Below are 20442 nucleotides of genomic sequence, written 5' to 3' on the forward strand. Positions count from 1 at the left end.
CAGAGCGACGGACCGAAGCCTGCAGGACACAAAGCGCTGCCGGCCTTTATTCATCAATCGTTTCGGATGTGAGGGGATCACCTTGAACACAGCCTTCATTCTCATGGCCCAATACGACGGCCAGGCGATTATCTCGCTGGAAGTGGTGTGCCGGGATTACTTCACCCACCTGACGCCGGAGATGTTCCAGCGCAAGGTGATGAGTGGTCAGATCAAGCTTCCGATCACACGCCTGGAGCCGAGCCAGAAGTCGGCTAAAGGCATCCACCTCACCGACCTGGCCGCATACTTGGACTTGCAACGCGCGGCCGCAGTTAAAGAGCACCACCAGCTCAACGGGTTAAAACACGTCGTTTGAGCCACTTCATTGATGCGGCGCCCAATTGGACGGGCGCCCTCAATATCTTCTCGTGCCACTCCCACCCCAAATAGCGGTCTCCCTTGCCACGCAAGTGGGTGTATCGCCGCATTGAATTCCAATCCCGGTGGCCGGAAACACTCGCCACACGCGGTATGTCCCAATCCATTTCAAACAGACGACTGATACCTTCATGGCGTAGGTCGTGGAAGTGCAGATCTGCGATCTCCAGAAATTTGCACGCTTTCGCCCAGGATGTGGAAATTGACTCAGGGCTGTAGGGGAATATGTCTTCGCCAGCCTTGGGCATTGTCTGGAGAATGTGCCACGCTTCATCCGGCAGGTAACACCAAACATCGTTCCCGATTTTCTGCCCAGGATTTTTCATGTCTCGCACCAGCACCCGCTGACCTGCTTCGTCGACGTCCGCCCAGCGAATACGGGTTATTTCATCAAGCCGACGTGTGGAGAACAGAGCGAAGCCCACGACCTTCAACATATTGGTGACAGTCGGGCGTCTCGCCTGCATGGCCTGATAGTGCGTCAGCACCTTTCCCAGCTCATCCAACGAAGGCCGACGGTCACGCTCCCGGCTTTTCAGGTTGTAACCCAACTTGCGTAACACCCGACGGGCACCGCCCATGGCGAGCGGATCGACCTGATAGCCCCAGGCATCTTTGGCAATCGCCAGAACAGCACCGAGGTGCGCCAGGTCGTTGCCGGCGGTTTGCGGCTGGACCCCACCACCCTCTCCGCTCATCCGCCAAAGGGCAAAATCGACAAGGCACTGGGCGTTGATGTCGGTGTCGCTCAACTTGCCGAAGTGCGTTTCACTGATGGCAGTGAGGGTGGCCTTCTTGGTTTTGCCCAACGGCCGAGCCTTTTCCACTTCCACCAGGTACTGGTCGATCATTTCTTTGACGGTGACGCCCTTGCGGCTCGCCCGCTCGATCGCGCCAGGCTCATCCAGCTCCGACTCACGTTTACGCGCCCAAGCCTGCGCGGCCTGTTTTCGGGCGAAGGTCTGGCTCTCTTGGTAGACTTGCACTCCGTCGCGCTTGATGCGGATCTGGGCTGTGTAGCTCACGGTCCCATCCGCCAGTTTTCTTGCCCTGATAGTCGCCATATCGAAAGTGGTACGCGCTTGTTTTTGAGTGGTACATCGTACCACCGAGCCTTAAAAAACGCCTGAAAACGCCCCAAAACACGCCCAGAACACGTTGAGTAAAATGCTAGATAAACAGAGCTTTAGCCCAGCAGAATCAAGCCCCGCACTGTCTCGGCGCTTTAGCGTTGCACCCATGATGGATTGGACCGACCGCCACTGCCGGTTCTTCCTGCGCCTGCTCTCCAAGCACGCCCTGCTCTACACCGAGATGGTCACCACCGGCGCGATCCTGCACGGCGATCATGAGCGGTTCCTGCGTCACAACGAAGCCGAGCACCCGTTGGCGCTGCAGTTGGGCGGCAGCGTCCCCGCCGACCTGGCTGCCTGCGCGCGCATGGCCGAGGCCGCGGGTTACGACGAAGTGAACCTGAACGTCGGCTGCCCCAGCGACCGTGTGCAGAACAATATGATCGGCGCGATCCTGATGGCGCACCCCGCCCTGGTGGCCGATTGCGTGAAGGCGATGCGCGATGCGGTGTCGATTCCGGTGACGGTGAAGCATCGCATCGGGATCAACGGCCGGGACAGTTATGGCCAGTTGTGTGATTTCGTCGGCACGGTGAAGGACGCCGGCTGCACCAGTTTTACCGTGCATGCGCGGATTGCGATTCTGGAGGGGTTGTCGCCTAAGGAGAACCGCGACATTCCGCCGTTGCGCTATGACGTGGCGGCGCAGTTGAAGCAGGATTTCCCTGAGCTGGAGATTGTGCTCAATGGCGGGATCAAGACGTTGGAACAGTGCCACGAGCATTTGCAGATGTTTGATGGTGTGATGCTCGGACGTGAGGCATATCACAACCCCTATCTGCTGGCGGAAGTGGATCAGCAGCTATTTGGCAGTGAAGCGCCGGTGATCAGTCGGGCGCAGGCGCTGGCACAGTTGCGACCATATATTGCCGAGCATTTGGCCACGGGTGGGGCGATGCACCATATAACGCGGCATGTGCTGGGCTTGGGCACGGGGTTTCCGGGGGCGAGGAAGTTTCGGCAGTTGTTGTCGGTGGATATTCATAAGGCGAGTGATCCGCTGGCATTGCTGGATCAGGCCGCGGAGTTGCTGGAGGGTCGCTGATTGTTCCCATGCTCTGCGTGGGGACGATCGAGCTGCCGCTATCGGAGCGAGCGTTGCCCACATGGCAGTTGGGTTGAACCTGCGGTCAGTTTTGCCCTCCTATAAGCACCACAGCCGGTGATTCAAACGGCTGTTTTCAGGTTGTTGCCCCCGCAAACGATCGAACGCATTTGCGCCCTTGAGCGCCTGTCGGCGCTCGGGTAATGTCAACAGACCCATAGGACAGAGCACGCTCATGACTTCCAAGCTGGAACAACTCAAGCAATTCACCACCGTCGTAGCCGACACCGGCGACTTTTCCACCCTCGCCAAGCTCAAGCCGCAAGACGCTACCACCAACCCTTCGCTGCTGCTCAAGGCCGCTTCGATTGCGGGCTATGCCAATCTGTTGGATGAGTGCGTGAAGGACTGCAACGGTGACGTGGGCCTGGCCAGCGACCGTTTTGCGGTGGCGGTCGGTCAAGAAATTCTCAAAGTGGTACCGGGCCGCATTTCCACCGAAGTGGATGCCCGCTTGTCGTTCGACGAAGGCGCGATCCTCAAGCGTGCGCACCGTCTGATCGAGCTGTACGACAAAGCCGGCGTCGGCCGTGACCGCGTGCTGATCAAGATCGCCTCCACCTGGGAAGGCATCCGCGCGGCGGAGAAGCTGGAAAAAGAAGGCATCCAGACCAACCTGACGCTGCTGTTCTCCTTTGCCCAGGCCGTGGCGTGTGCCGAAGCAGGCGTGTTCCTGATCTCGCCGTTCGTGGGCCGCATCTACGACTGGTACAAGAAAGCCAATGGCAACGACTACACCGGCGCGGATGATCCGGGCGTGCAGTCGGTGACGCGCATCTACAACTACTACAAGGCCAACGGTTACAAAACCGTAGTCATGGGTGCGAGCTTCCGCAACCTCAGCCAGATCGAGGAGTTGGCCGGCTGCGACCGCCTGACCATCAGCCCGGACCTGCTGGAGAAGTTGGCGGCGGATGAGGGCACGCTGGAGCGCAAGTTGTCGCCAGGGCATGCCGGCGAGGCGCGCGTGCACATGAATGAAGCGCAGTTCCGTTGGGAGTCCAACGAGGACGCAATGGCGACTGAGAAACTGGCCGAGGGTATTCGCCAGTTTGCGCGGGACCAGGAGAAGCTGGAGGCGCTGCTGTCCGCTAAGCTGTAAACGGCGGAGGCGACAAAAAGGGCGGTACCTGTGAGGGTACCGCCCTTTTTTGTGTCGATGTCTCAAGCCGATGTCATTTCAACAGTGGAAGATACATTGACTGATACTGCGTTATCGGGGGCAAGCCCCTCCCACAATGGGGGGAATGTTAGGCAGAGGCTCAGTGACGCTCGAGGGCGTTGACCAGGTCGTGGAAGGCTTCGCGGTTGGACTCGTTAAGGCCCATCAGGATTTTGTGCGCTTCCAGCACCTTGACCCGCACGACTTCCTCGGACTGGTCCTGGGAGGGTAAATCGGTAAGGCACTCCGGGCATGGAATCGGGCGACCAACGATATTGAATACCTGGTCGAAGCCCATGGACTGCAGGAGCCGGGTGATGTCGTCGTGGGTAGTGACCACGGTCGGCAACAGGCCAACCTTCTGCCGAGACAGAATGGACAGCTTGGCCAAGAGGCCCAGCGTGGTGCTATCGATGCTGCGGGTTTCGGTCAGATCGATCACGATCGCCGAGAAGTTCAGCGCAGTAAAGATGCGCTCAATCGTCGCATCCAGCGCCGAACACAAGGTCAGGCGCACTTCACCGACAAACTTCAGGACAAAAGTCCCGTCTTGCTCGGCGAATTGGATTCTTCCGGTACTCATCAAAGATTCCTGCTCAACACCAGTAGGGCGATATCATCCGGCATCTCCCCCAGCGTGGCCAATCCAAAAACCTGCCGCAAGCCATCCAGGCTGCCGCCCGCCGACTTGACCTTTTGGGGCAAGGCGGCTTCTTTCTCTTTGAGTGTAGGTTCTGGAAGAAGGTCCAGAATGCCATCGGACATCAGCGTCAGGCTGAACGTCGGCGGCAGTTCCAGAATGTGGTCCTCGTAGGTCGCTTCATTAAACAAGCCTACGGGCAGGCCACGGCCTTCCAGGTAACGCACACTGTCAGGAGTGTATAAAACAGGCATCGGCAGGTGACCGCCAATACTGTAGGTCAAAAGACCGGTTTCTTCGTCAATCACGCCGCCGACCATCGTCACGTGCTTGCCCAGCTTGCAACTGATCAGGCCTCGGTTGATGTGGCCCAGCACTTGCGACGGGGTAAACTCCGGCAAGGTGCCATTGCGCTTGGATTCGAACAACAGCCGTGTGGTCATGAATTTCAACAACACGGTCACAAAGGCCGAAGACGCACCGTGGCCGGATACGTCGGCCAAATAAAACGCAACGCGCCGCTCATCAACGCGAAAATAGTCGACAAAATCCCCCGACAGGTACAACGACGGGATGATCTGGTGCGCGAACTGGAACTCATCGATGGTCCAGGGGCTCACCGGCAGCATGTTCATCTGCACCTGGCGACCGGCGTTCTGGTCTTCCTGCAGCAGGTTCAGGCTGGCTTCGAGCTCGCGATTGGCGGCTTCGAGTTTCTCACGGTAGCGCTGGTTTTCCAGCAGCAGGCGTGCCCGATCCAGGGCACGACGCACCGAGTGCTCCAGCACCGCCAGGTCTTCCAGGGGCTTGATCAGATAATCGGCGGCGCCCAGGCGCAGCGCCTCGACGGCGTCGTTCATCACACCGGCGCCGGACACAACGATCACAGGCGTCTGCGGCGCACGCTCAGTGACCTGGCGAATCAGCTCCAGGCCGCCCATCTGGGGCATGCGCAGGTCGCAGATCACGAGGTCGGGCTGGTCGCGCTCGAACACCTGGAGACCCTGTTGGCCGTTGCCGGCCTGCAGGACGCTGAAGCCACTGTCTTCCAAATAGGCCGCGAGACTCGCGCGCACTACTTCGTCGTCATCGATTATCAGCAGCGTGGCACTGGTTTTTTGCATGTGGGCAAACGGCGCCAGAATTAGGTTGGCGTAGGCGGCGCGGCAATGGCCGGGCTCATACTACTGGATTCGCTTTCTAGCCTCTCTGTCCTACAAAGCATGGGCTTTTTGCCCACGCACAACTGTAATGCAGAGGTGCCCTTCTAAGGCGCAGACGGTACTCCCATCCGTCAGGTGTTTCAAGCTCATGCCGATGGTCGCCGGGCGTCTTTACACCGCAAATCACCGGGAGTTATAAGAACGGTCACTACCCCAACACAAAGTAAGGACGGATGCTGTGAGCGAACACGAGCGCGATTACGCCGAAAAACGCGATTTCATCCGCATGCGGGTGGATGCCAATGTGTCCCTGATCCACGCCGGGCAGGAGATTGAAGGCGTGTGCCTGGACCTGTCCAGTTCCGGCATGCAAGTGCAGGCACCCCGCCAGTTCAGCGTGGGCGACCTGCTGAGCGTGCGCATTGATTCCGAGCACGCGGCCCTCAAGGGCCTGGAAGCCGAGACCGAGGTGGTTTGGGTCAAAGCTGACGGCGAGCAGCACGAGAACCAGCGGCTGGGCCTTAAGATCCTGAAAATGCGCTGAAAGACGCGCACAAAAAAGGCGACCTGCACGGATCGCCTTTTTCGTTTCAAAACATCACGGCTTAAAAGTCGTCGACGACCTTGCCATCCTTGACCTTGAACTCACGGTTCTGCAGGTAAGCATTGCGGATAAAGGTGTATTTGTCGCCGGTGATCAGCTTCTCGCTATCCAGCAAGCTGGCGCGGGTGTCGATGATGTTGAGGCCCATCGTGCTGTTGCGCCAGTCGATATCATTCATATAGCGGTACGGCTGGGTGTAACTGTCCACGTACTTGGAAGGCGCATCCCGCAGCGTGCTTGGGCCCAGCAGCGGGATCATCACGTACGGACCGCTGCCCACGCCCCAGTAGCCCAGGGTCTGACCGAAGTCTTCATCACTGCGTTGCAGCCCCATTTTGGTGCCGACATCGACGAAGCCCAGCACGCCGAACGTGGTGTTGACCAGCAGGCGCGCGGTATCGACACCCGCGTTGTGTGGCTTGAGCTGCAGCACGTTGTTGGCCAGGTTGCCGACATCGCCGATGTTGCGGAAGAAGTTGTGGATGCCGTCTTCGACAAATTGCGGGGTGATCCACTCATAACCCTGGGCCAGAGGCTTGAGGGCGTAGGTATCAATGGTGTCGTTGAACGCGAAGATCGGGCGGTTAACGCTTTCCCATGGATCGTCTTCGGTTGCAGCCTGTACGGCGAACGGCGCCAACATCACAGTGGCACACACCGACAGCTGAGCGAAGTAGTGGCTCCAGCGCATAGCTTTTGCTCCTTGAATGGTCTGTCATGGGCGCTATGCCCTGAATAAGGCGGTGAGTATATGACGGAAGTGTGCTTTTAGGCAGCTCCTAGGAAACGACATACGGAAAATGCACAAAATTCCTACAATTGCATACAGCTGTCATCGCCTTGTCATCCCGCGCCGATAGCGTCGGAGCTATTTCAGGGACGTCGACATGCCACACGCCGAGATCGCCATCGCCACCGCCCCCACCTTGACTGCGGTGCTGTTCGGCCTGAGTGGTTGCCTGGTGGACTTTGGTTCCCAGGCGCGTACCGATTCCTCGGCGCCCGACTCTCAGGCCACTCCAGGCGCCCTGAACATCCTGCGCCACCTCAAAGAACAAGGCGTGCCCTGCGCCTGGCTGGATGAACTCCCACCCACCGTGACCACTGCGCTGGCCGCCGTGCTGCCGCGTTGGGTCAAGGCCATATCGCCCTCCCCGATCCGCTGGCCCGCGCCCCACGCCTGTTGGCAAGCCTTGATGGAGTTGAACATCGAGCGTCTGGAAGGCTGCGTGTTGGTCAGCGGCGAGCCGCGCCTCCTGCAATCCGGGCTCAACGCCGGATTGTGGACCATCGGTTTGGCCTCCTGTGGTTCGCTGTGCGGCCTGGCGCCCGAACCCTGGCAAGCGCTGAGCGAAAAGGAACGCGAGCACAAGCGCGCCAAGGCAACAGTGGCGCTGTACGGCCTGGGGGTACACTCGGTGATCGATCACCTGGGCGAACTCGGCACTTGCCTGGCCGACATCAGCCTGCGCCGGCTCAAGGGCGAGAAGCCCTGATCGAGATCATGCACAGTTGGCCCCAGTGAATTAATCTACAGGTCAGCCCGTAGACCTTTCACGGCGTGCCGCGGTCTATGCCAGTGCCTATCGATAAAAGGAAAGAACGTCATGCCTGATCGCGAAAAGTTAAAACAGCAGGCCGATATTGTGAGCAAACAACTGGAAGAGCATCCGGATTTGCCCGTTGAAAAGCGCCGAGCCCTGGAAAAACTGGTTGCCGATTTGAATTTTCAACTTCAAATGGAACCGGGTGCCCAGTCACCCAGCATTGCCGACGATTTCAACAAAGCGGCGATCGAGTTTGAGTCCAGTCATCCCGGGTTGGCTGGAGCGTTTCGCAATATAGTCACTACCCTGGGCAATATCGGCATCTAACCCGAGCCCAAGCCGAACACCAAACCAAATGTGGGAGCCAGCTCCCACAGTATTGTTGGGTAAAGGCTTACTGGCGCGCCAGCCGCACGTTCAGGAACTGAGTGTTTTCGGTACTGCGGTAGGGGTTGATGTCCAATCCACCCCGGCGCACATACCGCGCGTACACGGTCAACTTCTCGGGCTTGAGCAAGCGCTGCAGGTCCAGGAAGATCCGCTCCACGCACTGTTCATGGAAGTCCGAGTGCTGGCGAAAGCTGACGATATATTCCAACAGGCTGGCATGATCCAGCGCCGCACCACGATATTCCACCACCACACTGCCCCAGTCCGGCTGGCTGGTCACCGGGCAGTTGGACTTGAGCAGGTGGCTGTGCACGCTCTCCTCTACTACACGCGAGTCATCGCAACGCAGCAGTTCCGGGCGCGGGTGTTCGTAACTGCTGACGTTGATATCCAGGTCGTCAATGCACACGCCCGGCAACGCCATCACGCCTTCGGCTTCGATATCGGCCAGGCTACGAATGCGCACGCTCACTGGCTTGCCGGCAGCAAAACTGAGGTCGGTGCGCAGGGTGGCTTCAAGGCTGGCCGTATCGGCAAACGCCGTCTGGTTCAGCGAGTTGAGGTACAGCTTGAAGGACTTGGATTCGATAATATTCGGCGAATCGGCCGCAATGCTGAACTCACCAATGGCCACCACCGGCTTGCCCGACGGCAGCAGCCACGACAGTTCGAAGCAGTTCCAGAAATCCACGCCCTTATAGGGCAGGGTCTCGGCGCTCAACCCCAGCTCGGCCCACTTGGCGGCACGGGGAATCGGGAACAGCAACGACGGGGTGTAGGTAGAAATGTATTCACTGGACTTGCCCAGCGGCGAATGTTCGGCTGCGGGATGCATGGCGGAAACCTGACTGAATAAACCGCGCCAGTCTAACAGCCTTTGGCCCCGCGTTTGCGCACCCGCCGCTTACTGGCTGACGTTGAGCTTGCCCACCATGCCCGCCTGGTAATGGCCCGGCAGGTTGCAGGCAAACTCCAACCCCGTCGCCTGCTTGAAAGTCCACGTCAGTTCAGCGGTCTTGCCCGGCGCCACCAGCACACTGTTCGGGTCGTCGTGCTTCATGACCTCACCGTGGCCCATGGCACTGTGGTCCATTTCCCCCATTACCGTGGGGGTAAGCATGCCGCTGGCCTGCATCTGCAACATTTCCTGCTGGTGCTGTGCATGCATCGCCGCGTCGCCCAGGTTGAATTCGTGCAGCAGCCGGCCTTTGTTGACCAACACGAAGCGCACGGTTTCACCGGCTTTGACGTCCAGCGATGTGGGCGAGAAGGCAATGTCCTGCAACGTGATTTCCACCGTGCGCGTGGCCTTGTCGGCCGGTGCCGGCTGTCCGAAGGCGTAGGTGTGCGCCCCTTCGGCCAGTGCATTGACGCTCAACGCTAACAGGCAGCCCGCCAGCAACAGGGGTGTACGTAACGTCATCGCTCTTCTCCAAAAATGTGTCACTGCTTTGAGCGGCACTCTAAGATGAAGCGGCTGCCAGCCAGCTGACTGCTGGATTACAACTTTGTCAGGTTGCGCCCTTTGCCTGATACCCGCGGTATAAAGCCCGTCGTCACCTGTTACCCAGAGCCGCCCATGAAACTGCTGATCGTCGAAGACCAATCCAAGACTGGCCAATACCTGCGCCAGGGCCTGGCAGAGGCAGGTTTCATCACCGAGTGGGTGGCCGATGGGCTCACCGGGCAGCACCTGGCATTGACCGGTGATTACGACTTGCTGATCCTCGACGTGATGCTGCCGGACCGCGACGGCTGGCAAATCCTGCAGGCGGTGCGTGCAGCCGGTCTGGATGTGCCGGTGCTGTTTCTCACCGCGCGCGACGCCGTGGAAGACCGCGTGCATGGCCTGGAGCTGGGTGCCGACGACTATCTGGTCAAGCCGTTCGCCTTTTCCGAACTGCTGGCCCGCGTACGCAGCCTGTTGCGACGTGGCAGCAGTTTGCCGCAGGACACCGCGCTGCAACTGGCCGACCTGCGCCTGGACCTGATCCGCCGCCGCGTCGAGCGAGACGGCCAACGCATCGACCTCACCGCCAAGGAATTTTCTTTGCTCGAACTGCTGCTGCGACGCCAGGGCGAAGTGCTGCCCAAGTCGCTGATCGCCTCCCAGGTGTGGGACATGAACTTCGACAGCGACACCAACATCATCGAAGTCGCGATCCGCCGCCTGCGCCTGAAAGTCGATGACCACTTTCCCACTAAACTGATCCACACCGTACGCGGCATGGGCTATGTGCTGGAGGAGCGGTGCAATTGATCCGTCGCCTGTCCCTGGCCAGCCGCCTGGCGCTGTTGTTTGCCGCCTGCACCGCGGTGGTTTCACTGCTGGCCGGGGTGCTGTTCAATCAGGCCAGCGAGGCGCACTTTCTTGAACTTGACCAGCAGTTGCTCGACAGCAAGCTGATTGCGCTGCGCGCCGCCCTGCAAGGCGTCGACACCCAGCAGGCATTGGCTCAACGCGCACCCCAACTGCAGGCCGAACTCAGCCGCCAACCCGATCTGGCCCTGCGCATCACGGCTGCCGGGCAGGATTGGTTCGACAGCGCGACGAGTATTAGTTTGCCGCAATCATCCGGGCTGCATAGCCTGCAACACGCCGGTACGGATTACCGGGTGTACAACGCGCCGTTAATTGCAGAGCAGCCCGATTCGCCGCAATTGAGCCTGGTGCTCGACATCACCCATCACCAGCATTTCCTGCAGCGCATGCAGCACCTGATCTGGCTCACCGTCGGCCTGTCGGCGCTGGCCACCGCCCTGCTCGGCGCCTGGGCCGCGCGCAGCGGTCTACGGCCTCTGCGGCGCATGGGGGAAGTCGCGGCCAGCGTGTCGGCCAACTCCCTCACCCAGCGCCTGCCCCAGCAACAGATGCCGGCCGAACTGGCGGAACTGGCCCAGGCCTTCAACGCCATGCTCGGCCGCCTGGACGACGCGTTCCAGCGCCTCTCGGCGTTCTCCGCCGATATCGCCCACGAATTGCGCACACCGCTGTCGAACCTGCTGACCCACACCCAGGTCATCCTTACCCAGCCGCGCCCGCTGGAGGATTACCGCGAGGCGCTGCACAGCAACCTTGAAGAGCTGCAATGGATGGCGCAGCTGGTCAACGACATGTTGTACCTGGCCAAGGCCGACCATGGCTTGCTGATGCCCAAGCGCGAGCCCCTGACGCTGGTGGATGAAGTCGACGCCGTGCTCGAATTCTTCGCCCTGCTGGCCGAAGACGCGACGGTGCATCTGGTTCGCGAGGGCACGGCCGATACACGCGGTGATCGCGGCATGTTGCGCCGGGCGTTGTCGAATCTGCTGGATAACGCGCTGCGTTTTACCCCGCCCGGCGGCGAAGTGCGAGTGACGCTGACCGAGGATGGGCGCGCAGTGACGATGGCGGTGCAGAACACCGGCGAAGGCATCCCGGCGCAGCAGTTATCGAAATTATTCGACCGTTTCTACCGAGCAGACCCGGCGAGACGCGAAGGCAGCAGCGAGCATGCCGGACTGGGCTTGGCGATTACCCAGTCGATCGTACGGGCCCATGGGGGGCGGATTTTTTGTGAATCAGCGGCTGGAGTGACAAGGTTTGTGATTGAGTTGCCCAGAGTGAATTGATGCAAGATGGGCCGGCCCTATCGGGGGCAAGCCCCCTCCCACATTCGACCGTATGCTTCCTGAATAAACGCGATCAACTGTGGGAGGGGGCTCGCCCCCGATAGCGGTCTCAATGACTACGAATATCTCAGCGCATGCGCCGGCTCGATCTTCGCCGCCCGGTACGCTGGGTAAATGGTCGCCAGAAAGCTCAGTACAAAGCCGGCCGAGCAGATCAACAGCACATCCCCGCCTTGCAGCTCGGACGGCAAGTTGCTGACAAAGTACACATCCGAACTGAAGATATGCTGCCCGGTCACGCGCTCCAGCCACCCCACCAGTTCACTCACGTTCAACGCCGCGATCACGCCGAGCACGCCGCCGATCAAGGTGCCGACGATCCCGATTACCGTGCCCTGCACCATAAAGATCGCCATGATCTGGCGCGGCGTGGCGCCGATGGTGCGCAGGATCGCGATGTCCGCGCCCTTGTCGTTCACCACCATGATCAACGTAGCGATGATATTGAACGCGGCCACGGCGACGATCATCAGCAGCAACAGGCCGATCATGGTCTTTTCCATTTTCATCGCGCTGAACAGACTGCCCTGAGTGTGGGTCCAGTCATCGGCCTTGTAGCCCGCGCCCAGGCTGGCGGCAATGTCCGCCGACACTTTGGGCGCGGCGTACAGGTCTTTCACCGCCAGGCGTACGCTCTGCACCTGGTTCGGCTGCCAATGTTGAATCTCGGCGGCGTCGGCCATGTTGATCAGGGCCATGGAGCCATCCAGCTCGGCGCCGACCTTGAAGATCCCCACTACATTCAACCGCTGCATGCGCGGGGTGATGCCGCCAGGCGCGCTGCTGAGTTCCGGCACGATCAGGGTCAGCTTGTCGCCCACATTGAGGCGGAAACGCCGCGCGGTGATCTCACCGACCACCACGCCGAACTCGCCCGGCCTCAGGTCTTCCAGTTTGCCGCGCACGATATGCTGGGCCACGATCGACACCTTGCCTTCCTGGGCCGGATCGACGCCGCTGATTTCGATGGGCTGCATGGCGCCCTTGTAGGAGAACATGCCGTCCATTTGCGTGAAAGGCACCGCAGCCGTGACCTGCGGGTTCTTCATCGCAGCGGCCGCCACCGGCTGCCAATCGTCGATCGGTTTTACGCCGACGACGGTCGCATGGGGCACCATGCCGAGGATGCGCGAACTCATTTCGCGCTGGAAGCCGTTCATCACCGACAGCACCACGATCATCGCCAGCACGCCCAGGGCGAGCCCGATCATGGATGTCATGGAGATGAACGACACAAAGCGATTGCGGCGCTTGGCGCGGGTATAGCGCGTGCCGATGAAAATCGATAACGGTCTGAACATTCGCGTGCACCGCCTGAAAAAATGAAAAAGCCCGACGCCAGGCGCCGGGCTGGAAAACGGGTCAGATGGCGACCAGATGACCTTCCTGCAGATGCAGCACGCGGTCCATCTGCCGGGCCATGCTCATGTCATGGGTCACCACCAGGAACGCGGTGCGCATCTGGGTGCTCAACTCCAGCATCAAGTCCTTGATGCCTTGGGCGGTGTGGGAGTCGAGGTTGCCGGTGGGCTCATCGAGCATCACCAGGCCGGGGTTGTTCACCAGGGCGCGGGCAATCGCTACGCGCTGGCGCTCGCCCCCGGACAACTCCGCCGGTTTATGCTCCAGACGGTGACCGAGGCCGACACGCTCCAGCAGCGCCGTGGCGCGTTGGCGGGCCTCGGGGATCGCGGTCTTGCCGATCAGCAACGGCATGCACACGTTCTCCAGGGCGGTGAATTCCGGCAACAGGTGGTGAAACTGGTAGACAAAACCCAGCGACCGATTGCGCAGCTGGCCACGGGCCTTCTCACCGAGAGCCGACAGCTCTTCACCGGCCAGCCACACACTGCCCTGGGACGGCGTATCAAGGCCGCCCAACAGGTTGAGCAACGTACTTTTACCGGAACCCGAACTGCCGACAATCGCCACGCGCTCGCCCGGGTGCAGTTCAAGCTGCAGGTTGGAGAGCACCACCACGGATTCCGGGCCTTCCTCATAGGATTTGCCCAGGTTGCGGCAGCTCAAAATTGCTTTTTCACTCATGCCCGATTCACTCATAACGTAAGGCCTGTGCTGGCTGGGTGCGTGCCGCGCGCCAGGCTGGATACAGGGTGGCAAGGAAACTCAGGACCAACGCCGCGCCGCCCACCATCAACACGTCCTGGGCCTGAACCTGGGACGGTAAGTAGTCGATGAAATACACGTCGGCGTTGAGAAATTTGTGACCGATCAGGGTTTCCAGGCCGGCGATGGCCGCGCTGACGTTGAGCGCGGCGAGGATGCCGACGGCGGTGCCGATCAAGGTGCCGACCACGCCGATCACGGTGCCCTGCACCATGAAGATCGCCATGATCTGCCCCGGCGTGGCGCCCAGGGTGCGCAGGATGGCGATATCGCCTTTCTTGTCGTTGACCACCATCACCAGGGTGGAAATGATGTTGAACGCTGCAACGGCGACGATCAGCAGCAGCAACAGGCCGATCATGGCTTTTTCCATGCGGATGGCCTGGTACAGGTTGCCGTGGGTGCGGGTCCAGTCGCGGGCGTAATACTCGGTTTCACCCAAGTGCTGGGCGATTTCCCAGGCACCGCGCGGCGCGTCGAACAGATCGCTGAATTTCAGGCGCAGGCCCTGCACCTGATCCGGCTGCCAGCGATGCAGGCGGGCCAGGTCGGTGAGATTGGTCAGGCCGAGGTAGCCGTCGATTTCACCGGCGCCGACGTGGAACGTGCCGACCACGGTAAAGCGCTTCATGCGTGGGAACATACCGGCCGGGGTCACCGTGACTTCCGGGGCGACGAAGGTGAGCTTGTCGCCGATGCCCACGCCGAGCTTGGCTGCGGCCTTGTCACCGATGACGATGCCAAAACTGCCGGGCGCCAGGTCGTCAAGCCTGCCCTGCAGCATGAACCGGTCGATGATCGAGACCTTGCGCTCCTGGGCCGGGTCGATGGCGTTGAGCAGGATTTTCTGCACCTTGCCATCATTGGTCAGCAACCCCTGCATCTGGGTGAACGGCGCAACGGCCACCACCTTGGGGTTCTGCTTGACCTTGTCGGCCAGGCTCTGCCAGTCGCCGATGGGCTCGCTGGCTTCGATGGTCGCATGGGGCACCATGCCCAGCACGCGGGTGCGCATCTCATGATCGAAGCCGTTCATCACCGACAGCACCACGATCATCACAACCACGCCCAAGGCGAGCCCGATCATCGAGGTCAAGGAAATGAACGACACAAAATGATTGCGGCGCTTTGCACGGGTATAACGCGTGCCGATAAATACGAAGAGAGGTCTGAACATGTCGGGGCTTGTTCGGAGGAAAAGAAGACGTCCCGGTGGCGGGGTCTGGTAAGCAGCTTTACACTCAGACCATTACCGCCAGCTGGGGTTCGCCATGACGACATTAGATGAAGAAGAGCGCCGCGAATACTACCGTATCGATGACATGATCGCACTTCAAATCAAAAGCCTGTCTGCCCCTGAAGCAGCCAGCAAGGAAGTATTGCTGGATGATTCACCGCTGTTCAACCTGCTCAGTGAATTGCACCTGAGCGAATTCGAAGCCCAGCACCTGTTGCGCCAGATCAGCGAGAAAGATCGCAGCCTGGCGGCGTTCCTCAAAGTCCAGAACAAACGCCTGGATCTGCTCAGCCAAATCATGGCCCGTGGCCTGTTGGACGAAGTCGGCGCCCCGCAGCCGGTGATCATCTCCGAAGGCGGTATCGACTTCCAGCACCCCTCATCGTTGCCTGTCGGCGCGCACCTGGCGGTCAAGCTGGTGCTGATGCCCCAGGCCCTGGGCCTGCTGCTGCGCGCCAAGGTTACCCATTGCGACGCCAAGGGCGAGGGCTTCGATGTGGGCACGGAATTCGAATCCATGACCGATGCCCAACGCCAGTTGCTGGCGCGCTACATCCTGCAGAAGCAAGCCCAGGAACGGCGCCTGGCGCGGGAAAAAAGCGACGCCCAGGCCACCTGAATTCGTATACACCCCGCCGGACGATCCGGCGAAAAGGAGCAACTGTGACCCTGATTTACGGCCACCGCGGTGCCAAAGGCGAAGCACCGGAAAACACCCTGACCAGCTTTCAACAATGCCTCAAGCACGGTGTACGCCGCTGCGAACTGGACTTGCACCTGTCCATGGACGGCGAGCTGATGGTTATCCATGACCCGACCCTCAAACGCACGGCTGACCGTCGCGGCAAGGTGGTCGACTATTCGGCAGCCGACCTGGTGAAGATGGACGCGCGCAAGGGCGGTCCCGGCTGGCTCACGCCCTGCCCCATTCCACGCCTGGAGGCGTTGTTCGAACAGTGCGACTTCGATCACTGGCAACTGGAAGTCAAAAGCGCCTCGCGCACTCGCGCGGCGACCACCGTATTGGCAATCCGTGAAATGGCCGTGCGTTTTGGCCTGATGGACAAGGTCACTGTGACCTCCAGCTCGCGGGAAGTGCTCAAGGCCGCCGTGGAGCTCACGCCGGACCTGTCACGCGGGCTGGTGGCCGAATACGCCTGGCTCGACCCATTGAAAGTCGCGCAGAACTACGGCTGTGAGTACCTGGCATTGAATTGGACGCTGTGCACCCCTGAACGCTTGCAGAAAGCCCAGCGCCAGGGGTTGCACGTGTCCGTGTGGACGGTCAACGAACCCGCGCTGATGCGCAGGCTCGCCGACTTCGGCGTCGATAGCCTGATTACAGACTTTCCCGGTTTGGCCACTGCCACCCTCGGGAATGGCTGAAATCGGTCTCCCCGGCCGGCTCAGGCCACCGGCCGGAGCCGCTCAAAAAAGCCGGTTGAGGCCGTCGTAGGCGGCTACCCGATAGGCTTCGGCCATGGTCGGGTAGTTGAACGTGGTGTTTACAAAATACTTGAGGGTATTTTGCTCGCCCGGCTGATTCATGATGGCCTGGCCGATGTGCACGATCTCCGACGCCTGGTAACCGAAGCAATGCACGCCGAGGACTTCCAGGGTTTCACGGTGAAACAGAATCTTCAGCATGCCTTGCGGCTCACCGGCGATCTGCGCACGCGCCATGCTCTTGAAAAACGCCTTGCCCACTTCATAAGGCACCTTGGCCCTGGTCAGTTCGTGCTCGTTCTTGCCGATCGAGCTGATCTCGGGAATCGTGTAGATACCGGTGGGCACGTCGTTCACATAGCGCCAGCTGCCGTTGTCGACAATACTGCCGGCGGCCGAACGCCCCTGGTCATGGGCGGCGCTGGCCAGGCTCGGCCAACCGATCACATCGCCGGCGCCATAGACGTTCGCCACACAGGTGCGGTAATTCTCGTCCACTTCGATCTGGCCACGGTTGTTGACCTTGACCCCGATGTTTTCCATGCCCAGCTTGTCGGTGTTGCCGGTACGCCCGTTGCACCACAGCAAGGCGTCGGCCTTTATCTTCTTGCCGGACTTGAGGTGCAGGATCACCCCGTTGTCCAGGCCTTCGACGCGCTCGTACTCTTCGTTGTGGCGCACGGTGATGTTGTTGTTGCTGAAGTGGTAACTCAACGCCTGGGAAATTTCCGAGTCCAGAAAGCTCAGCAACTGGTCGCGGTTGTCCACCAGCTCCACCAGTACGCCCAGGCCGCTGAAAATCGAGGCGTATTCACAGCCGATCACGCCGGCGCCGTAGATGATCAGTTTGCGCGGGGTGTGGCCCAGGCTCAGGATGGTGTCGCTGTCGTAGATACGCGCGTGGTTGAAGTCGATATCGGCCGGGCGATACGGGCGCGAGCCGGTGGCGATGATGATGTGCTTGGCCACCAGTTTTTCGACCACGCCGTTGGAACACACCACTTCGATGGTTTGCTCGTCGGCGAAGCTGCCGGTACCGAAGAACAGGTCGACACGGTTGCGTGCGTAGTAACCGGTGCGCGACGCCACTTGCTTGGAGATGACTTTCTCGGCGCTTTTCAACACGTCCGGGAACGAAAACCAGCGCGGCTCGCCAATGGCCCGGAACATCGGGTTGGTGTTGAACTGCATGATCTGGCGCACCGAGTGACGCAAGGCCTTGGACGGGATGGTACCCAGGTGGGTGCAGTTACCGCCGACCTGGCGACGGCTATCGACCATCGCCACCTTGCGCCCTGCCTTCGCGGCGTTCATCGCCGCACCTTCTCCAGCCGGGCCGGAACCCAGTACCACCACGTCGTAGTTGTAGACAGCCATGCGTACTCCTCAGAACAGGCCAGGCGTACGGTTGGACGCCGGGCTAAATCATGCCGCGGCCAGCGGTCATGAAGGACAATTTGGCTCAAGTGTGTGAACCGGGGCACAGTCTATAGAAGGCTCAACGCCGCGCACATTAACCCTTGGTCGCGTCGTAGGCCAACCTTGCCATACTACAGGACGCAAATCAGCGTCGATTTCAGGATGAGCATTATGCGACAACTATTTTTTTGTTTGATGCTGATGGTGTCGATCACCGCGCACGCCAGTGATGCTCAGCGGCTCAAGCAAGCGGCCTTCCCGGCGCAGGCTGGGGAACTGATCCTGAAAAACCAAGCGGTGCTCACCTATCTGTGGGCGGACGTGTATGCCGCAGCGCTGTATGCCCCGGCAGCGCTCAGCGCCAGGCACGCCTGGGACCAGCAGGCTGCACTGCGCCTGACGCTGTATTACTTTCGCGACATCGACCGCAACGACGTGATCAAGGCCGCCACGGCCACCCTTGAGCGCCAACAAGCCAATGCTCGATTAAAGCCTGAGCTGGATAAGTTGCACGCCAGCTTTCGCGACATCCGCAACGGTGACTGTTATGCCCTGGACTTTCATCCCGGTCGCGGTTTGGAGCTGGAGATCAATGGGCAAGTGGTGTTCATCAGTCGCGATGACGAACTGGCACGGGCCTACCTGGGCATCTGGCTCGCGCCTGCGGGGTTATCGGATGAGTTGCGCGGCCGGTTGCTGAAGTGATGCGGCGGATGAACGATCGCCATCGAGGGCAAGCCCCCTCCCATATTTGAATCTATTCCCACATCAAACCGTGGGAGTATCCCAGACAACACAAAATCCCAGCCACAAAAAAGCCCCGAACCAGTCGGGGCTTTTTCATTCAGCGCAGAGGCTTAGCGCGGAAACGCCGGCGGGTTGACCCCGGCCATGTCTTCCATCACGCGAACCACCTGGCAGCTGTAGCCGAACTCGTTGTCGTACCACACGTACAGCACAACGCGGTTGTCCTGGGTAATGGTCGCTTCCGCATCCACCACACCGGCGTGGCGCGAGCCGACGAAGTCGGTGGACACCACTTCCTGCGAATTGACGAAGTCGATCTGCTTGTGCAGGTCGGAGTGCAGCGCCATGTAGCGCAGGTACTCGTTCATCTCTTCGCGGGTAGCGGCTTTCTCAAGGTTCAGGTTGAGAATAGCCATCGACACGTTAGGCGTCGGAACACGGATCGCGTTGCCGGTCAGCTTGCCGGCCAATTCAGGCAGGGCTTTGGCAGCGGCAGTGGCGGCACCGGTCTCGGTGATCACCATATTCAGCGCGGCGCTGCGGCCACGGCGGTCGCCTTTGTGGAAGTTGTCGATCAGGTTCTGGTCGTTGGTGTACGAGTGAACGGTTTCGACGTGGCCATTGACGATGCCGAACTTGTCGTTCACGGCCTTGAGCACCGGCACGATGGCGTTGGTGGTGCAGGACGCGGCCGACACGATTTTGTCGTCAGCGGTGATGTCAGCGTGGTTGATGCCATGCACGATGTTCTTGAGCTTGCCCTTGCCAGGCGCGGTCAGGACGACGCGGGCGATGCCCGGGCACTGCAAGTGCTGGCCCAGGCCCTCGGCATCACGCCATACGCCGGTGTTGTCCACCAGCAGGGCGTCCTGGATGCCGTACTGGGTGTAGTCCACCTCGGTCGGGTTCTTGGCGTAGATCACCTGGATCAGGTTACCGTTGGCCGTGATGGTGTTGTTTTCTTCGTCGATGGTGATGGTGCCGTTGAACGAACCATGTACCGAATCGCGACGCAGCAGGCTGGCGCGCTTGGTCAGGTCATTCTCGGCGCCTTTGCGCACGACGATGGCACGCAGGCGCAGGCCGTCGCCGCCACCGGTTTTTTCGATCAGGATGCGTGCCAGCAGGCGGCCGATACGACCAAAGCCGTACAGCACCACGTCGGTGCCCTTGCGGGCCGCGGCGCTCTGCTGGCCGACCACATCGGCCATTTCTTCACGCACGAACTGCTCGGCGCTGCGGCCGTTGGCTTCATTGCGGAATTTGTAGGCCAGTTTGCCCAGGTCTACCGATGCCGCGCCGAGCTTGAGCTCGCTCATGGCCTTGAGCAGGGGGAATGTTTCGTGGACGGAGAGTTCGCTGTCGTCGGCGGAGCGATGGCGAGCAAAGCGGTGCGCCTTGAGAATCGCGATGACTGACTGGTTGATCAGGCTGCGGCCATAGATCGAGCTGACCACATTGTTATTGCGGTACAGCTGACCGATGAGCGGGATCATCGCTTCTGCGAGTGCTTCACGGTCGATCCATTCACCAAGACACTGGTCGGGCTTCTGAGTCACGGGAACCTTCCACATGTAGGGGCTGAAAAAAGGGGCTACATTATGTCGCCCGACTGCCCGTTGAGCAATGC

At 60.3% G+C, this 20442-nt stretch carries 22 protein-coding genes; 11 read left to right on the forward strand and 11 right to left on the reverse strand.

The genetic code is table 11. From position 1 onward, the window contains the following. Positions 1-82: 82 nt before the first annotated feature. The gene (locus QRN10_RS14535) at positions 83-358 is read left to right on the forward strand and encodes a pyocin activator PrtN family protein (RefSeq protein WP_285428613.1); all 276 of its coding nucleotides are present in this window, start codon (positions 83-85) and stop codon (positions 356-358) included. On the opposite strand, the gene QRN10_RS14540 is transcribed toward QRN10_RS14535, so the two are convergent. After that, positions 333-1484, reverse strand: coding sequence for a tyrosine-type recombinase/integrase (locus tag QRN10_RS14540; protein WP_285428615.1), 1152 nt, complete (start codon positions 1482-1484; stop codon positions 333-335). The two genes, QRN10_RS14535 and QRN10_RS14540, sit on opposite strands and share 26 nt — an antisense overlap. A 103-nt stretch (positions 1485-1587) precedes the next feature. On the opposite strand from QRN10_RS14540, the gene dusA reads away from it, so the two are divergent. Further along, positions 1588-2598, forward strand: a complete 1011-nt coding sequence (gene dusA / locus QRN10_RS14545; protein ID WP_285428616.1) for a tRNA dihydrouridine(20/20a) synthase DusA — start codon at positions 1588-1590, stop codon at positions 2596-2598. Positions 2599-2833: 235 nt separating this feature from the next. Beyond that, entirely contained in the window at positions 2834-3760 is a 927-nt protein-coding gene (gene tal / locus QRN10_RS14550; protein WP_285428617.1) for a transaldolase, read from the forward strand. A gap of 160 nt (positions 3761-3920) precedes the next feature. Here tal and rssC read toward each other — a convergent pair whose 3' ends face one another. Together rssC and rssB are read right to left on the reverse strand one after the other, a co-directional pair. Further along, positions 3921-4403, reverse strand: coding sequence for an anti-sigma factor antagonist RssC (gene rssC / locus QRN10_RS14555; protein ID WP_181078097.1), 483 nt, complete (start codon positions 4401-4403; stop codon positions 3921-3923). Beyond that, positions 4403-5584, reverse strand: coding sequence for a two-component system response regulator RssB (gene rssB, locus QRN10_RS14560; protein WP_253511314.1), 1182 nt, complete (start codon positions 5582-5584; stop codon positions 4403-4405). The genes rssC and rssB overlap by 1 nt, the downstream gene beginning before the upstream one ends. A gap of 277 nt (positions 5585-5861) precedes the next feature. Between rssB and QRN10_RS14565 the strand changes: the two genes are divergently transcribed. Next, positions 5862-6167 carry a PilZ domain-containing protein gene (locus QRN10_RS14565; protein ID WP_285428618.1) on the forward strand — a complete coding sequence of 102 codons (306 nt, stop codon included), beginning with the start codon at positions 5862-5864 and terminating at the stop codon, positions 6165-6167. A gap of 61 nt (positions 6168-6228) precedes the next feature. Here QRN10_RS14565 and QRN10_RS14570 read toward each other — a convergent pair whose 3' ends face one another. Next, entirely contained in the window at positions 6229-6918 is a 690-nt protein-coding gene (locus tag QRN10_RS14570; protein ID WP_181078092.1) for an MlaA family lipoprotein, read from the reverse strand. A 196-nt stretch (positions 6919-7114) separates the two neighbouring features. Between QRN10_RS14570 and pcrP the strand changes: the two genes are divergently transcribed. Both pcrP and QRN10_RS14580 read left to right on the forward strand, forming a co-directional pair. Continuing rightward, complete coding sequence (pcrP, locus tag QRN10_RS14575) at positions 7115-7723, forward strand: HAD superfamily inactivated hydrolase PcrP (protein WP_181078090.1); 609 nt, start codon at positions 7115-7117, stop codon at positions 7721-7723. A gap of 111 nt (positions 7724-7834) precedes the next feature. Next, positions 7835-8101 (forward strand): DUF4404 family protein, encoded by a 267-nt coding sequence (locus tag QRN10_RS14580; protein ID WP_253511311.1) that lies wholly within the window; start codon positions 7835-7837, stop codon positions 8099-8101. A 67-nt stretch (positions 8102-8168) separates the two neighbouring features. On the opposite strand, the gene queF is transcribed toward QRN10_RS14580, so the two are convergent. Beyond that, a complete protein-coding gene (queF, locus tag QRN10_RS14585; protein WP_181078087.1) occupies positions 8169-8999 on the reverse strand; it encodes an NADPH-dependent 7-cyano-7-deazaguanine reductase QueF in 831 nt (276 codons plus the stop codon). A gap of 69 nt (positions 9000-9068) precedes the next feature. Next, positions 9069-9587 (reverse strand): copper-resistant cuproprotein CopI, encoded by a 519-nt coding sequence (copI, locus tag QRN10_RS14590; protein WP_285428619.1) that lies wholly within the window; start codon positions 9585-9587, stop codon positions 9069-9071. Between the two features lie 156 nt (positions 9588-9743). On the opposite strand from copI, the gene QRN10_RS14595 reads away from it, so the two are divergent. Next, entirely contained in the window at positions 9744-10424 is a 681-nt protein-coding gene (locus tag QRN10_RS14595; protein ID WP_253511308.1) for a heavy metal response regulator transcription factor, read from the forward strand. Further along, positions 10421-11776, forward strand: a complete 1356-nt coding sequence (locus QRN10_RS14600; protein ID WP_285428666.1) for a heavy metal sensor histidine kinase — start codon at positions 10421-10423, stop codon at positions 11774-11776. The genes QRN10_RS14595 and QRN10_RS14600 overlap by 4 nt, the downstream gene beginning before the upstream one ends. 116 nt (positions 11777-11892) lie before the next feature. On the opposite strand, the gene QRN10_RS14605 is transcribed toward QRN10_RS14600, so the two are convergent. From QRN10_RS14605 to QRN10_RS14615, 3 genes are all read right to left on the reverse strand, one after another. Beyond that, positions 11893-13137 (reverse strand): lipoprotein-releasing ABC transporter permease subunit, encoded by a 1245-nt coding sequence (locus tag QRN10_RS14605; protein WP_083377897.1) that lies wholly within the window; start codon positions 13135-13137, stop codon positions 11893-11895. A gap of 61 nt (positions 13138-13198) precedes the next feature. Then, the gene (lolD, locus tag QRN10_RS14610) at positions 13199-13882 is read right to left on the reverse strand and encodes a lipoprotein-releasing ABC transporter ATP-binding protein LolD (protein WP_162830773.1); all 684 of its coding nucleotides are present in this window, start codon (positions 13880-13882) and stop codon (positions 13199-13201) included. Between the two features lie 7 nt (positions 13883-13889). Continuing rightward, positions 13890-15140: a lipoprotein-releasing ABC transporter permease subunit gene (locus QRN10_RS14615; protein ID WP_181078081.1), complete on the reverse strand. Its 1251-nt coding sequence runs from the start codon at positions 15138-15140 to the stop codon at positions 13890-13892. A 94-nt stretch (positions 15141-15234) separates the two neighbouring features. On the opposite strand from QRN10_RS14615, the gene QRN10_RS14620 reads away from it, so the two are divergent. Together QRN10_RS14620 and QRN10_RS14625 are read left to right on the forward strand one after the other, a co-directional pair. Further along, entirely contained in the window at positions 15235-15819 is a 585-nt protein-coding gene (locus QRN10_RS14620) for a PilZ domain-containing protein (protein WP_181078079.1), read from the forward strand. 44 nt (positions 15820-15863) lie between these two features. Beyond that, on the forward strand, positions 15864-16586 hold the full coding sequence (locus QRN10_RS14625) for a glycerophosphodiester phosphodiesterase (protein WP_181078077.1): 723 nt from the start codon (positions 15864-15866) through the stop codon (positions 16584-16586). Between the two features lie 42 nt (positions 16587-16628). Here QRN10_RS14625 and sthA read toward each other — a convergent pair whose 3' ends face one another. Further along, positions 16629-18023, reverse strand: coding sequence for a Si-specific NAD(P)(+) transhydrogenase (gene sthA, locus QRN10_RS14630; protein ID WP_285428620.1), 1395 nt, complete (start codon positions 18021-18023; stop codon positions 16629-16631). A 213-nt stretch (positions 18024-18236) separates the two neighbouring features. On the opposite strand from sthA, the gene QRN10_RS14635 reads away from it, so the two are divergent. Next, positions 18237-18770, forward strand: a complete 534-nt coding sequence (locus QRN10_RS14635; RefSeq protein WP_285428621.1) for a chalcone isomerase family protein — start codon at positions 18237-18239, stop codon at positions 18768-18770. 152 nt (positions 18771-18922) lie between these two features. Here QRN10_RS14635 and QRN10_RS14640 read toward each other — a convergent pair whose 3' ends face one another. Continuing rightward, a complete protein-coding gene (locus QRN10_RS14640) occupies positions 18923-20386 on the reverse strand; it encodes a glyceraldehyde-3-phosphate dehydrogenase (protein ID WP_181078073.1) in 1464 nt (487 codons plus the stop codon). Positions 20387-20442 lie beyond the last annotated feature (56 nt).

It is taken from the genome of Pseudomonas sp. lyk4-R2A-8 (assembly GCF_030209095.1).
GTDB classification, from domain to species: Bacteria; Pseudomonadota; Gammaproteobacteria; order Pseudomonadales; family Pseudomonadaceae; genus Aquipseudomonas; species Aquipseudomonas quebecensis.